The organism is Pseudomonas sp. AC255 (assembly GCF_979258175.1).
Window position 1 is genome coordinate 3223624 of the sequence record NZ_OZ409841.1, and the last position, 15026, is coordinate 3238649.

The 15026-nt window shown below is 61.7% G+C and carries 12 protein-coding genes and 1 other RNA gene; 3 read left to right on the top strand and 10 right to left on the bottom strand.

The genetic code is table 11. The features are described from left to right. Positions 1 to 3: 3 nt before the first annotated feature. Positions 4 to 738, top strand: a complete 735-nt coding sequence (fnr, locus tag ACZZ0K_RS14625) for a fumarate/nitrate reduction transcriptional regulator Fnr (RefSeq protein WP_016773865.1) — start codon at positions 4 to 6, stop codon at positions 736 to 738. Between the two features lie 75 nt (positions 739 to 813). Beyond that, positions 814 to 1362, top strand: a complete 549-nt coding sequence (locus ACZZ0K_RS14630) for an adenine phosphoribosyltransferase (RefSeq protein WP_024012326.1) — start codon at positions 814 to 816, stop codon at positions 1360 to 1362. Positions 1363 to 1472: 110 nt separating this feature from the next. Here the strand turns inward: ACZZ0K_RS14630 and ACZZ0K_RS14635 are convergent, their stop codons facing one another. The 5 genes from ACZZ0K_RS14635 to dnaX form a co-directional block, all read right to left on the bottom strand. Beyond that, on the bottom strand, positions 1473 to 2621 hold the full coding sequence (locus ACZZ0K_RS14635) for an acyl-CoA dehydrogenase family protein (RefSeq protein WP_150741394.1): 1149 nt from the start codon (positions 2619 to 2621) through the stop codon (positions 1473 to 1475). A 207-nt stretch (positions 2622 to 2828) separates the two neighbouring features. After that, on the bottom strand, positions 2829 to 3431 hold the full coding sequence (recR, locus tag ACZZ0K_RS14640) for a recombination mediator RecR (protein ID WP_016773861.1): 603 nt from the start codon (positions 3429 to 3431) through the stop codon (positions 2829 to 2831). A gap of 66 nt (positions 3432 to 3497) precedes the next feature. Further along, positions 3498 to 4532, bottom strand: a complete 1035-nt coding sequence (locus tag ACZZ0K_RS14645) for an NADP-dependent oxidoreductase (RefSeq protein ID WP_039763023.1) — start codon at positions 4530 to 4532, stop codon at positions 3498 to 3500. A gap of 292 nt (positions 4533 to 4824) precedes the next feature. Continuing rightward, entirely contained in the window at positions 4825 to 5163 is a 339-nt protein-coding gene (locus ACZZ0K_RS14650; RefSeq protein ID WP_003223337.1) for a YbaB/EbfC family nucleoid-associated protein, read from the bottom strand. A 66-nt stretch (positions 5164 to 5229) separates the two neighbouring features. Beyond that, positions 5230 to 7296 (bottom strand): DNA polymerase III subunit gamma/tau, encoded by a 2067-nt coding sequence (gene dnaX, locus ACZZ0K_RS14655; protein WP_258707850.1) that lies wholly within the window; start codon positions 7294 to 7296, stop codon positions 5230 to 5232. 145 nt (positions 7297 to 7441) lie between these two features. Between dnaX and ACZZ0K_RS14660 the strand changes: the two genes are divergently transcribed. Further along, a complete protein-coding gene (locus ACZZ0K_RS14660; protein WP_206420728.1) occupies positions 7442 to 8191 on the top strand; it encodes a substrate-binding periplasmic protein in 750 nt (249 codons plus the stop codon). 20 nt (positions 8192 to 8211) lie between these two features. Here ACZZ0K_RS14660 and ACZZ0K_RS14665 read toward each other — a convergent pair whose 3' ends face one another. The 5 genes from ACZZ0K_RS14665 to ligA all read right to left on the bottom strand — a co-directional run bounded on the left by ACZZ0K_RS14665 (position 8212) and on the right by ligA (position 14961). Continuing rightward, positions 8212 to 10179 carry a hypothetical protein gene (locus ACZZ0K_RS14665; RefSeq protein ID WP_258707849.1) on the bottom strand — a complete coding sequence of 656 codons (1968 nt, stop codon included), beginning with the start codon at positions 10177 to 10179 and terminating at the stop codon, positions 8212 to 8214. Positions 10180 to 10215: 36 nt separating this feature from the next. Further along, a complete protein-coding gene (locus ACZZ0K_RS14670) occupies positions 10216 to 10716 on the bottom strand; it encodes a hypothetical protein (RefSeq protein ID WP_258707848.1) in 501 nt (166 codons plus the stop codon). A gap of 205 nt (positions 10717 to 10921) precedes the next feature. Continuing rightward, positions 10922 to 11018: signal recognition particle sRNA small type (gene ffs, locus ACZZ0K_RS14675), an RNA gene on the bottom strand. 146 nt (positions 11019 to 11164) lie between these two features. Then, a complete protein-coding gene (locus ACZZ0K_RS14680) occupies positions 11165 to 12328 on the bottom strand; it encodes a zinc-binding metallopeptidase family protein (protein ID WP_258707847.1) in 1164 nt (387 codons plus the stop codon). Positions 12329 to 12603: 275 nt separating this feature from the next. Beyond that, on the bottom strand, positions 12604 to 14961 hold the full coding sequence (gene ligA, locus ACZZ0K_RS14685; RefSeq protein WP_056784201.1) for an NAD-dependent DNA ligase LigA: 2358 nt from the start codon (positions 14959 to 14961) through the stop codon (positions 12604 to 12606). Between the last annotated feature and the right edge of the window lie 65 nt (positions 14962 to 15026).

A 15026-nucleotide genomic window follows, 5' to 3' on the forward strand; every position in this document is an offset into this window, starting at 1 on the left:
GAAATGTCCGAGCCAGTCAAACTGCGCGCTCACAACCAGGCCCACTGCAAGGATTGCAGCCTGGCCCCGCTCTGCCTGCCACTTTCTCTGAATCTGGAAGACATGGATGCGCTCGACGAAATCGTTAAACGCGGCCGCCCGCTGAAGAAAGGCGAATTCCTGTTCCGCCAGGGCGACACCTTCGATTCTGTTTATGCAGTCCGCTCCGGCGCGCTGAAGACTTTCAGCCTGAGCGATGCCGGCGAAGAACAGCTGACCGGCTTCCACCTGCCGAGCGAACTGGTCGGACTGTCGGGCATGGACACCGAAAAACACCCGGTCTCGGCCCAGGCGCTGGAAACCACTTCGGTTTGCGAAATCCCCTTCGAGCGCCTTGATGAACTCGCGCTGCAATTGCCACAACTGCGCCGCCAGTTGATGCGGGTGATGAGCCGCGAGATTCGTGACGACCAGCAAATGATGCTGCTGCTGTCGAAGAAAACCGCTGACGAGCGCATCGCTACTTTCCTGGTCAACCTGTCGGCACGCTTCCGCGCTCGCGGCTTCTCGGCCAACCAGTTCCGCCTGAGCATGTCGCGCAATGAAATCGGCAATTACCTGGGCCTGGCGGTGGAAACCGTGTCGCGGGTGTTCACCCGTTTCCAGCAGAACGAGCTGATTGCCGCCGAGGGCAAGGAGATCCATATCCTCGACCCGATCCAGCTGTGCGCGTTGGCCGGCGGTTCGATCGAAGGCTGATCACGACCCGCGGTTGAGCGAATCGTTTCAGCCGCGGGTATACTGCGCCGTTTGCAGCCCTGCCAGGACACCCCGATGGTCTTCGACTCCTTCGACATCAAATCCCTGATCCGCCCCGTGATCGACTTCCCGAAACCGGGCGTGATCTTTCGCGACATCACCCCGCTGTTCCAGTCGCCGACGGCCCTGCGCCTGGTGATGGACAGCTTCGCCCATCGCTACGTCGAAGCCGACTTCACCCACATCGGCGCCATGGATGCCCGTGGTTTTCTGATCGGTTCGGTACTGGCCTATCAGTTGAACAAGCCGCTGGTGCTGTTCCGCAAGCAAGGCAAACTGCCGGCGGACGTACTGGCCGAAGGTTATGCGACCGAGTACGGCGAAGCGTTTCTGGAAGTGCACGCCGACAGCCTGTGTGAAGGCGATTCGGTGGTGATGTTCGATGACCTGATCGCTACCGGCGGCACGCTGATCGCAGCAGCCAACCTGATTCGCCGCATGGGCGCGCGGGTACATGAAGCGGCGGCGATCATTGACCTGCCGGAGCTGCAAGGTTCGCAGCGCTTGCAGGACATGGGCATTCCGACGTTTTGCCTGACGCAGTTTGCGTTGACTGATAAATAAGCAGCGTCTGACAGGCCGCTTTCGCGAGCAGGCTCGCTCCCACAGGGGAATGCATTTCAACTGTGGGAGCGAGCCTGCTCGCGAAGGGGCCGGCAGCTACACCGCAGGACTTAGAGCCCCATCTGCTTGCTGATGATTTCGTTCATCACTTCCCGCGTTCCGCCGCCAATCGACAGAATGCGGTTATCCCGATACAGCCGCTCCACCAGGCTTTCACGCATGTAACCGAGCCCGCCAAGGATCTGCACGGCCTCGGTGGTGATCCGGTCGGAGGTGTCGGTGGCGAAGTTCTTCGCCATGGAAATCTCCTTGATCACGCTCTGCCCCGCCGCCATTTTTGCCGCTTGCCGGTAAGTGAACTCCCGCGACACTTCCAGCGCCGTGGCCATTTCGGCGAGGCGATGCTTGATCACCTGAAACTTGCCGATGGGTTTGCCAAATGCCTCACGCTCGCGCGCCCACTTCAGGCTCTCCTCCAGCGCCAATTGCGCCGTCATGTTGGCCATCAGCGCCAGCGCCAGGCGTTCGCTCTGAAAATTGCCCATGATGCAGGCGAAGCCCATGTTCTCGGCGCCGATGAGGTTTCCTACAGGCACGCGGCAATCGTCGAAGAACAATTCAGCCGTGTCCGACGCCCACCAGCCCATTTTCTTCAACTGCCTACCGACACTGAACCCCGGCGTGCCCTTCTCGATCAGCAACAGGCTGATACCGCCGAACCCCGGCGCACCGGTACGCACCGCGACGGTGTAGAAATCGGCGCGCACGCCGCTGGTGATAAAGGTCTTGCTGCCGCTGACCCGGTAGAAATCGCCGTCACGCACGGCGCGGGTTTGCAGGTTGGCGACGTCGGAACCGCCACCGGGTTCGGTAACCGCCAAGGCGCTGATCTTTTCGCCGCTGAGCACTTGGGGGACGACCCGCTCTCGCACTTCAGGCCGCGCCCATTTGACGATCGGCGGCAAACCGATATCCAGCGACCCCAGCCCCGCTACCAGCCCGCCTGAGCCACAGCGCATCAACTCTTCACTGGCAGCGACTTTGGCGAACAGATCGCCTTCATGGCTGCCGCCGAGCGCCTCGGGATAGCCGATACCGAGAATGCCCGCCGCACCGGCCTTGAGGTACAGCTCACGGGGAAAGCTTTCGGCTTCTTCCCACTGATCGATGTCCGGCAGGATCTCGCGTTCGACAAAACGTCTGACGCTGTCGCGGACCAATTGGTGGCTGGGGTCGAAGTATTCCTGAAAGGCAGGCATGGGCGAGCTCCACGGAAGGGTTCGCCGACGTTAACCGAGCGCTTGCTTGGTTATCAATGAAATTGTGTGAATCAGATGGACCGCGGCGCGGCCATCGCTGGCAAGCCAGCTCCCACAGGGTTCGGTGTGGACACATATGCTGTGGGTCACATCCAATACTGTGGGAGCTGGCTTGCCAGCGATGTGGCCCGAAAGGGCGATAGAGACTTACAGGGAGATAGGTTTACGCCCGGCAAACGAATGCGCCAGCGTGCCGCCGTCGACCAGCTCCAGCTCACCGCCCAGCGGCACGCCGTGGGCAATCCGCGAGGCGACCAGGCCTTTGTTGTTGAGCAACTGCGCGATGTAGTGCGCCGTCGCTTCGCCTTCCACCGTCGGGTTGGTGGCGAGGATGACTTCGGTAAAGGTCCCCGCCTCTTCAATCCGCGCCATCAATTGCGGAATGCCGATCGCTTCCGGCCCCAGGCCATCCAGCGGCGACAAATGCCCCTTGAGCACGAAATAGCGGCCACGGAAGCCGGTCTGCTCCACCGCATAAACGTCCATCGGCCCTTCGACTACGCACAGCAGCGTGTCATCGCGGCGTGGGTCGGCGCATTGCGGGCAGAGGTCGTCTTCGGTCAGCGTGCGGCACTGGCGACAATGGCCGACGCCTTCCATGGCCTGGCTCAAGGCCTGGGCCAAACGGGTACCACCGCTGCGATCACGTTCGAGCAACTGCAACGCCATGCGCTGAGCGGTTTTCTGACCCACGCCTGGCAAGGTGCGCAGAGCGTCGATCAGTTGGCGAATCAAAGGGCTGAAGCTCATGGGTAAACAGTCCGACTAAACAACGAGACGCGGTTTATACCCGCGCCTCTGGCCAGCGTCAAATCCTCAGTCCTGGGCGACCCGGACCACCAGTTTGCCGAAGTTGCGCCCTTCCAGCAGACCGATGAACGCCTCGGGTGCCTGCTCCAGGCCTTCGACCACGTCCTCGCGGAACTTCACCTTGCCGTCGCGTACCCACGGCACCATGTGGCTGATGAATTCCGGCTGACGATCACCGTAATCGTCGAAGACGATGAAGCCCTGAATCCGCACACGCTTGGTGAGCAAAGTGCGTTGCAGCATCGGCAAACGATCCGGGCCGGTCGGCGCCTCGGCGGCGTTGTAGCCGGCAATCAGGCCGCACAACGGGATGCGCGCCTTGGGGTTGAGCAGCGGCACGACGGCATCGAAGACATGGCCGCCGACGTTCTCGTAATAGATGTCGATGCCGTTGGGACAGGCTTTGGCCAGTTGCTCGGCAAAGTCATCGGCCTTGTGGTCGATGCAGGCATCAAAACCCAGTTCCTCAACGACGTATTTGCACTTCTCGGCACCGCCAGCCACGCCGACCGCGCGCAGGCCTTTGATCTTCGCCACTTGCCCGACCACCGAGCCGACGGCACCGGACGCCGCAGCCACTACCAGGGTTTCGCCCTCTTTCGGCTGGCCGATGTCCATCAGGCCCATGTAGGCGGTCATGCCCGGCATACCCAGTACGCCGAGAGCCATCGACGGGCTCGGCAGGCCGGCCGGGATCGGCATGATGTTGCGGCCGTCGCTGATGCTGTGGCTCTGCCAACCGGTGGCGCCAACCACCAGATCACCTACGTGGAATTTCGGATGATTGGACTGCTCGACCCGGCTGACCGCGCCGCCGGTCATCACTTCGCCGATTTGCACTGGCGCAGCGTAGGACGGTGCGTCGCTCATGCGCCCGCGCATGTACGGGTCGAGAGAGAGGTACAGGGTTTTCAGCAGGACTTGACCGTCCTGCAGATCGGGCAATGCCTCGCGCTCCAGACGGAAGTTCTCCGGGGTCGGCGCGCCGGTCGGGCGCGAGGCGAGGACGAAGCGTTGATTGAGGGTGAGAGGGTCGGACATGTCAGCGTCTCCTGTGAATGGGGAATTCGGTGTATAGGGAGCAGACCTTGGTAGCGGTGGTGTGTTCGATGTTTCTGCAGTTTTGACCGAGGCTCGCTCCCACTGATCTTTCCCACGCTCTGCGTGGGAATGCAGCCCGGGACGCTCCGCGTCCCGATCGCAAGCTGGAACGCGGAGCGTCCCCAGAGGCATTCCCACGCAGAGCGTAGGAACGATCCGCGCCGCGCAGAAACAAAAATGCCAGGCGCAATGCCTGGCATTTTGTGTAGCTCATCTGCCGCGCAATGGCGAATCAGAACGGCAGTTTCATACCCGCCGGCAGGTTCATGCCGGCGGTCATGCTGCCCATTTTTTCCTGGCTGTTGGCTTCGATCTTGCGCACGGCGTCGTTGACGGCGGCGGCGACCACGGCTTCCAGCATCTCTTTGTCGTCTTCGCTCAGGCCTTCGACCAGGCTTGGGTCGATGCTCACGCTTTTAACGTCGTGACGACCGGTCATCACCACGGTGACCATGTCGCCGCCGGCCTTGCCGGTGACTTCGGCGTTGGCCAGTTCTTCCTGCATCTTGGCCATTTTTTCCTGCATCTGCTGCGCCTGCTTCATCAGGCCGGCCATGCCACCTTTCATCATGGGAATCACCTCAAACGTACTTGGATAAAACAGCGCCCGGTCATCTTGGCCGAGCACCTTCAGTTATTAGCCTTGGGTGACCAAGGCGTCGACAGGTTCAATAGTATCGCTTCGCACCACCGCGCCGAACTGCTGAACCATCTGCTGGATGAACGGATCACCGTGGATCGATTCCTCCGCCTCACGCTGGCGATTGGCGCGGCGGCGGGAGGCGGCCTGGGCCGGGGTTTCCTGCTCGGGCTTGATCAGCTCGATGGTCAGCGTCAGCGTGCGCCCGTGGAACTGGTTCAACGCGTCGTTGAGACGACGCTGTTGCGTGGCGTTGAACAGCGCGCTGTGGGCCGGATCGAGGTGCATCAACCAATGATCGCCGTCGACCGCAATCAACGTGCAGTTGGCGGCGATGCTGCCGGTCATGCCGGAAATCGGCAGCTTCGGGAACAGCTCCAGCCATTGCAGGGCCAGGCCGGTGGCCGGCGCGGCGGCAGGTTCCGGCTCGGGCTCAGGCTCGGGATCGGCGGCGTGTTCGCTGGCCAGTTCGTCGAGGTAGCTGTAGGCCGAATCCATGTCCGGCTCGATGTAGTCTTCATCCAGCGGCGGTTCGTCGTCCATGTCCATGCCTGGTGTAGCGGGATCGACGTCAGCGACGGACGGCTCGGGAATTGGCGCAGCGGCCCACTCCGGCGCATCCGGGACCACGCTGTCCGGGGTCGGCAGCGGCATCGGCGGCAATTCAGGCTGCTCGCCAGCGGTTTCCAGCACCGGTTCGACGGCGGGTTGCTGTACTGGCGCCGGCTCGGGCTCGGCTTCCACCGGGTCGTTCCATGGCAGATCGACCACGGTTTCGACGGCGACTGGCTCAGGCTCCGGTTGCGCTTCGACAACCGGCACAACCGGTTCTGGCTCGGCAGCGGGCGCGGGTGCTGGCGCAGCAGCCGCAGCGACCACCGGCGCAGGCTTCGGCGCGGCAGCCACTGAGTTTGCGGAATCAACTGTGGCCTGGCTGATCCCCACTGGCTTTAGCGGTTGCCTCGGCGCGTCCGCCGTATCCGCCGGGCGGAACGCGAGCATCCGCAGCAAGACCATCTCGAAACCGCCACGCGGGTCCGGCGCGAGCGGCAAGTCGCGGCGACCGATCAGGCCCATCTGGTAATAGAACTGCACGTCTTCGGCCGGCAGCGCCTGAGCCAGGGCCAATACGCGATCACGGTCGCCGTGGCCATTGTCGACGCCTTCCGGCAACGCCTGAGCGATGGCCACGCGGTGCAGCACGTTGAGAATTTCCGAGAGCACGCCGTTCCAGTCCGGGCCTTGCTCGGCCAGATGCCGCACGGCTTCGAGCAGCGCCTTGGCATCGCCTTCGATCAGCGCATGCAGCACGTCATAGACCTGACCGTGATCCAGCGTGCCGAGCATGGCCCGCACGTCGGTCGCGAGGACCTTGCCTTCACCGAACGCGATGGCCTGATCGGTCAGGCTCATGGCGTCGCGCATCGAGCCGTCAGCAGCGCGACCAAGCAGCCACAGTGCATCGTCTTCGAAAGGTACGTTTTCTGCGGTCAGGACGTGGGTCAAATGCTCGACCACACGCTCGGGCGTCATGTTCTTCAGGGAGAACTGCAGGCAGCGCGAAAGAATCGTTGCCGGAAGTTTCTGCGGATCGGTGGTCGCCAGGATGAACTTGACGTAGGGCGGCGGCTCTTCGAGGGTTTTCAACAGCGCATTGAAGGAATGGCTGGATAGCATGTGCACTTCGTCGATCAGGTAGACCTTGAAGCGCCCACGGCTTGGCGCGTACTGCACGTTATCGAGCAGTTCGCGGGTGTCTTCGACCTTGGTGCGGCTGGCGGCGTCGATCTCGATCAGGTCGACAAAACGGCCTTCATCGATCTCGCGGCACACCGAACACTCGCCGCAGGGGCTGGAGGTGATACCTGTCTCGCAGTTCAGGCACTTGGCAATGATCCGCGCGATGGTGGTCTTGCCGACCCCGCGCGTCCCGGTGAACAGGTAAGCGTGGTGCAGCCGCTGGCTGTCCAAGGCATTGATCAGAGCCTTGAGCACATGGGTCTGGCCGACCATTTCGCGGAACGAGCGCGGACGCCATTTACGTGCAAGAACCTGATAACTCATCGAAAACCGTCGCAGCGAAGGAAGCAGAAGCGGCTAATGCTAGCGGAGCAAGGGCAAAATTGCATCCGGTGTCCTCGTCTAATATGGCTAAGCTGCATCAGCAGAGGCTTTTATCAGCTCGGGACGAGGAATTACCGGAGCGTCTATGCGGTGGGCCGTGGCGGCATTGCTGGGTATCAGCCTCAACGCGATGGCAGCGCAAGCGCCGTTGCGCTTCGCCGTGCCGGACAGTTGGGCGATGCCGATGGTGCAACTGCAAGGCGGCAGACCGACCCAGGGCATCCTGCATGACGTCCTGCTCAGCCTGGCGACCCAGGTCGGCGCGCCAGCGCAATTCGTCGTCCTGCCGCGCGCTCGGGTACAGAGCGCCATGGAGCACGGCGACATCGACGTGCGCTGCTATGCCGCACAGTCGTGGCTGCCGAATCAGTCCGGCGATTACATCTGGAGCGTGCCGTTGTGGTTCCAGCGCGACCTGCTGATCAGCCGCAAGGAACAACCGGCGCAGATCGATCCCGCCCGGCTGCCGCGCCAGGCCATCGGCACCGTCCTCGGTTACAGCTACCCTACCCTGCAACCGCTGTTTGACGCCGACCAGTTGCAACGCGAAGACGCGCGCAATCAGGAACAGGTACTGGAAAAGCTCCTAGCCGGGCGATATCGCTATGCGGTGAGCAATCAGTGGACCCTGGACTGGATCAATCAACGCCTGCTGCCGGAGCAGCAGTTGCAAGGGGTCGCGGTGCTGCAGGAACAGAATATCGGCTGCTATGTGAGGAACGACCCGAACGTGCCGGTGCAGCGGATTTTACGAACGTTGCTGCGCATGAAAATGTCCGGCGAGATCGACGACATAATCAGGTTGTACACCGGCGCCTCTTCAACCACACCCTAGCTCCCACAGGGTTGGCCTGGTCAATAACCGTGCGACTCGCGGAATTTCGGCTCGCGGCTGTGGTGATAATCGATCCACTCGACCACGTCGTAAGGCAGATAAAGCTGCTGCCGGGCACGGGACACGGCGATGTACACGGCACAGATGCGCTGATCGAACTCGTAGGCATCCTTGAATTTCTCGTTGCTGAGCAACGTCCGGGTCAACAGCACGCGCTTGAACTCCATGCCGCCAGCCCGCTCGGCCATCATCAACAGGCAGGCTTTGCCTGGCTCGATGATCTTTTGGCTCAGGCGAGTCAGGTCGGCAATCATGAAGCCGTTTTGCAACTGCGCCTCGATCCACAAGAAAGCCTCATCGAACTGGTTGGCGGCGCGCACCTGCTGCCAATCAGCCATGTCGCTGAAATACGGGTGCGGTCCTTTCTCGCTGGACCCGGCATTGTAGAAATCGCGGCGGAACAGTTCGATGGCGGTGGTCATGAAATGTTTGATGTCGTCCTGCGCTTCCCTGTCGGGAAAACTGAAGGCGCAACTGGAGTCGTGCAGATGGATGGCCCACATCATCGTGTCCCAGGGTGACGCGGTCAGCACCACGCAACCTTCGGGCGGCACGAAGGCTTGCGGGTAGTACTCGATATCGACGTCGGCGTGACGAGCGCCTTCGAACGGCACTTTGCTCTTGTGCGTGTGGCGCGAGATCAGCGGATTGACCAGGCGCTCGACATTGCGCCCCGAACGCACCGAATAGCAGATATCGCTCTGGCGGACTTCACGCTTGCGCTTGGGCGCCTCGCCCGTGGCCTGCTGATACTCATCGCCGAGGGTGATCAGTACCTGCTGCCCGCGCTCGATGATTTGCAGCAGCGACGCCGGCACGTCCTGGCTTTCGTCGATGATCACATGGGTGTAGCGCGGCGGGACGCGGCAACCGGCCAGACTGGCGCGCTTGATCATGAGCAACGTCGGAAAGCCGCTCTGGCTGGCCCAGGCCGGATTGGCCTCGAGATACACCCACAGGCGACTGGAATATTCCAGCAGCGCCTGTGAGTCTGCGCCGGTCAAGGGCTGCTGAAAATGCGGCAGGTGCCTGGCGGATAGCGTGTGATCTCTTGAGGCGCAATACAGCTCCAGCACGCGCAGACAAACCTCCAGAGTGCCCTGCCCATCGTGGTGGCGAAAGCCGAACATATTCAGTTCCTGCGCCAGCGCCTGCCTGCTCGGGATCCGCGCTGGCGTCCTGGCCATGTGCGATCGGGGGCCAAGCAACTGGGCCTGGGCAAAATCGTAGAAGGTCTGGCCAATTTCCGTGTCGTGCACCTGCACGATGTGCTTGCGCAACGTCGCCAGTTTCGCCGGGGTGCGCGCCAGTACCAGGGTGCGTTTCGAGCGCAGGCATTCGATCAGCGCGCTGAGCATGTAACTCTTGCCGATGCCCGCATAACCCTGCACGTGCAGGTCTTCGTCGAGGTTGGCACGGAAGGTTCGCAGCAGCTTGTCCTGCGCCGCGCTTAACCAGTGCTCGCGCTCGCGTGGCGTGACCATTTGCTGGCTGAACGGATTGTTCTGTTGCTGATGGCGAATTTTGTAGTCCACATCCCACTGCCCGCCGGGCAACAGATATTCCTGTGCGGCGACTTCATCGGCCATGAGAAACCGCAGGTTCAGGGCTTTGAGCGCATTGAGGCCGAAGTACAATTTGCGCGAATCGAAAAGACGCCGCGCCTCTGCAAGCAGTCCCGCCGATCCGGAGCGCCGGGAGGTGACAGACCAGTCAATGAGTCTGGCGAGAATTTTCTCCGCTGCGCTGGCACTCAGGTCCTTTTCCGTGGCCTGGGCAAGGTTCTGGATGACCAGCACCGCCGCCAGTTCCGGGTCGCTCAGGTTGGCGAGTGTCGCGTCACCCTCGGGCTGCAACAGCGCCGTACACACATCATGGGTGATGGGCAGAAATACCGGGGTGGCCAAATCAAAATGTTCCGGGTGCATACAACCTCGCCGCCTGGGCCTTAATACAACACCAGATCAGTCCTGGTCATTCTCGTCGGGCATTTCATGGGACTGCGGCAAGTTTCCTTCACTGTCGGCCTCGGGGCTGATGCGCAGCTCGAAGGAGTAACCGCCGAGCGTGCCGGACATGCCGCGTCGTTCAGTGCCGCTGGCCACCGCCGCCGCATCGATCTGCGCCTGCACTTCGTAGAGCGCCATTTCGAGCAGTTTGCGCAGGTGTTCAGGGTTTTGCGCGGTGGCTTGCAGCTGCAGGTCGTACTTTGCGGTCAGCGAGTCTGATGCGTGCTCGACGATCGCCGATTGTGCCTCGACCGGGACCGACTGTTCAGGCTCTTCTGCCGCGTTGAAAACAGCAGATGCCGCCAGAATCGCAGCGTGTTCTTCATCCATCAGGTCGAGCACTCGCGACAGTTCCAGCGTGCGCTCGGGCTGATCCTGCATCTGCGTTTTGACTTCCAGACGCCGCATCTGCCATTCGCGCAGTTTTTCACGAGTCAGATCGTCAATTTCACCCACTTGCCTTACCTCTCAATGCCAGGCGAGGGAGTATGCCACTGTTCGCCTTCAACAGCCGCACGGGTACCGGGGCGCTGTGCTGCTGATCCGCGCGTTTCTGATGGCGGAGCAACGCCACTAGCCAAATCGCAGGCATAAAAAAACCGCAGTGGGCGAAACCCATGCAGTTCTGTCTGAAGCCTTGGCTGGTTCGTTAAGGTGGTGCCCCCACCAGCCACACCCCGGCACACAATGTTCCCGCTGTGGCTGCTTCCTTCCGGATCTGACCAGGTTCACGGGTAATCGTTGCGGGGGGACCGATGGGGTCACCATAACGACGCTTGCCTGTCGGCGAGCCGCGCCATTGTACCTGTCTGAGATGAAGTTACAACCGTTGGTTGCAGATAAAAAATACCAACAGGTTCAAGGACATGCGGTGACGCCAAAAGATCGCAGCCTGCGCCAGCTTCTACAGGGCCAGGACTTCGTCTGCGCGACCGCCCGCATCCTGGATCACCAGATGAATGAAGTGCAGCTTGGCGATTGCCGCTGCCGGCAGTACGAACGGATAGAAATCCGGCTGGCCCATGCTGCGCGACAGTTCGTTGAGCATGCCCGCCAGCTCGATCCACGCATTGACGAATGACAGGAAAGCGCCACCGCCGGGGTGCTCCGGGTCGTACAGGGTGCTGGTCGGAAACGGCTGATAGTCAAAGTCCATTTCCCGCGCGCTCATGCCGAAGCCCAGCGCAGTATCCACGGCGTCCATCATGTGCAGGTAGTGCGCCCAGGTTTCCGCCCAGTCTTCCCACGGGTGCATGGTCGCGTAGGCACTGACGTAGTGCTGCGGCCAGTCCAGCGGTGCGCCTTGCTGGTAGTGCCGGTCCAGCGCGTCGGCGTAACTGGCGCGTTCGTCGCCGAACAGATTACGGAACGCCTCCAGCCAAGGGCCGTTGGCGATGAGGCGATCCCAGTAGTAGTGGCCGACCTCATGGCGAAAATGCCCGAGCAGCGTGCGGTAAGGTTCGTGCATCGCCGCCCTGACCTGCTCACGATGCGCATCGTCGGCCTCTTTGATGTCGAGGGTGATCAGGCCGTTGGCATGTCCGGTCATCGGCGCGTTGCCTTCGAGGTCGACACCGATGAAGTCGAAAGCCAATCCGGTTTCTTCGTCGACGGTTTTCGGGATGACCGGCAAGCCGAGGGTGATCAGTTGCGCGACCAGTCGACGCTTGGCGATTTCGACCTTGCGCCAGCGTTCGGGATTTTCCGCGACGGAGAGATCAGGGATGGTGCGGTTAAGGCTGCAAGCGATGCACAAGGTGTCGTGATCGTTGGCCGGCAGCAGCCAGTTGCACGCGGCGGGCATGTCGAGGTTGGCGCAGCGGCGGAACAGACCGGCGTGGGGATCGACGTCGAGCGTCCAGGTGCCCTCTTCCGGCCCCGGCTGCAGCGAGGTCAGGCGACTTTGTTCAGGTTGATAGCCAAGCAAGGCGTTACAGGCCAGGCACTGACTGTTGCGAAAGAACAGCGACTGGCCGCAACGGCACGGCCAGACTTTGCTGTTGCGCGAGGATCCGGCCACGAACGGCGCGATGATGCGGGAACTGAGCTGCTCGAAAAAACGGTGCATGGCGATCTCTCCCTGGGACTGGCCAAGACTAGATCATTCTGAAGACAACATCGTTCCCACCCATAACCGCGCAGCCGGGTGATAGCACCATTGTGGTGAGGGGATTTATCCCCGCTCGACTGCGCAGCAGTCGCAAAAAACCGTACACGCGATACAGATAAAATGATCGGCCGCAGGGTTCTGGGGTCGCTGCGCAACCCAGCGGGAATAAATCCCCTCGCCACAGGTGTCCATCCGGACAGGGATAAATCCCCTCACCACAGGGGTTCATCCGGTCAGACAGCGACGCCGTGGGTTTTGAGGAAGGCGATAAACGCTTCCTCGTCCATGACCTTCACACCCAGCTCGTTGGCCTTGGTCAGTTTCGAGCCGGCACCCGGGCCTGCGACCACGCAATGGGTTTTCGCCGACACCGAACCGGCGACCTTGGCACCCAGGCTTTCGAGATGATCCTTGGCCACATCCCGGCTCATCAGTTCGACCTTGCCGGTCAGCACCCAGGTTTCCCCGGACAGCGGCAGACCTTCGACGACTTTCTTCTCGCTCTGCCAATGCATGCCGAAATCGCGCAACTGCTGCTCGGCCCGCTCGGCCAGTTGCCGATGCTCAGGCGAGGCGAAGAACTCGCGCACGGAGTTGGCCTGCTTCTCTGGCAATGCCTGGCGCATATCCAGCCAGTCAGCGTTCATCACCGCTTCCAGCGAGCCAAAGCGGTCGGCGAGTTTTTGCGCACCACCGGGGCCGACGAAAGGAATGTGCAGTTTGTCGAGCAAGCCGCCCAGCGTGGTACTGGCGGCGAATTCGGCGCCCAACTCGCCTTGATCCTGAATCTGCAAACCATGGCCGAGCAATTCGCTGATGACCTGCTGGTTGTGCGCATCCTCAAAGAAACTGTGGATCTCGTGCGCCACTTCCAGGCCGACATCCGGCAGATAGGTCAGCACATGCGGCAAAGCCTGTTGCACGCGCTCCAGTGAACCCAGCGAACGCGCCAGCACCTTCGCCGTTTCTTCGCCGACATCGGGAATGCCGAGGGCATAGATGAAACGTGCCAGGCTCGGTTGCTTGCTGTCTTCGATGGCTTTGAGAAGCTTGTTGCTTGATACCTCGGCGAAGCCTTCCAGATCGACGATGTCGTCGAACTTCAGCGCATACAGATCGGCCGGCGAGCTGACCAGGCCTTCGTCGACCAGTTGCTCGACGCTCTTGTCGCCCAAGCCTTCGATGTCCATGGCCCGACGCGAGACGAAGTGAATGATCGCCTGTTTCAGTTGCGCACCGCAGGCCAGTCGGCCGACGCAGCGATAGACCGCGCCTTCGCTGAAGGTTTCCTTGCCCTTGCTGCGCTTGACCAGTTGCGTGCGCTCAACGTGCGAACCGCACACCGGGCAGCTTTCAGGAATGGCCACCGGGCGCGCGTCATCGGGGCGACGCTCGGTAACTACCTGCACCACTTGCGGAATCACATCACCGGCGCGGCGGATGATCACCGTGTCGCCGATCATCAGGCCCAGCCGCGCGACTTCGTCCATGTTGTGCAACGTGGCGTTGGCCACGGTGACGCCGGCGACTTTCACCGGTTTCAGGCGCGCCACGGGAGTTACCGCACCGGTGCGGCCGACCTGGAATTCCACGTCGAGCAGCTCGGTGAGTTCTTCCATCGCCGGGAATTTGTGCGCGATCGCCCAGCGCGGCTCGCGGGCACGGAAGCCCAGTTCACGCTGGTCGGCAATGCTGTTGACCTTGAACACCACGCCATCGATTTCATAGGCCAGCGAGTTACGGCGCGCGCCGATGTCGCGGTAATACTCAAGACACTCGTCGATGCCCTTGGCCAGCTTCAGTTCGTGACTGATCGGCATGCCCCACTTCTGCAACTGCTTGAGGTTGCCGATGTGAGTGTCGGCAATATCGTGGGACACCTGGCCAATGCCGTAGCAACAGAATTCCAGCGGCCGGTTGGCGGTGATCTTCGAGTCGAGCTGGCGCAGGCTGCCTGCTGCCGCGTTGCGCGGGTTGGCGAAGGTCTTGCCGCCGATTTCCAGTTGCGAAGCATTGAGGCGCTCGAAACCGGCCTTGGACATGAACACTTCACCACGCACTTCCAGCGTCGCCGGCCAGCCTTCGCCGTGCAGCTTCAGCGGAATATTGCGCACGGTGCGCACGTTGACGCTGATGTCCTCGCCGGTGGTGCCATCGCCACGGGTGGCGCCGCGCACCAGCAGACCATCCTGATACAGCAGGCTGACCGCCAGGCCATCGAGCTTCGGCTCGCAGCTGTATTCCACCGCCGCGCCGCCACCAAACAGATCGCCGGCCGGCACGTCGAGGCCTTCGTTGACGCGGCGATCGAACTCGCGCATGTCGGATTCTTCGAAGGCGTTGCCGAGGCTGAGCATCGGGATTTCGTGACGCACCTGAGTGAACGCAGTCAGCGCCATGCTACCGACGCGCTGGGTCGGCGAATCGCTGGTGATCAGTTCCGGGTTGGCCGCTTCCAGTGCCTTGAGCTCGTGAAACAAGCGGTCGTATTCGGCATCGGGAATGCTCGGCTCGTCGAGAACGTGATAGCGATAGTTGTGCTGATCCAGCTCAGCGCGCAGCTCTAGAATGCGGGTTTTGGCGGCGGTCATGGGTGTTCTCTCATAAAGCAAAAGAGCAGCCGAGGCTGCTCCAGTTTTATTCCATTATCGGCGGC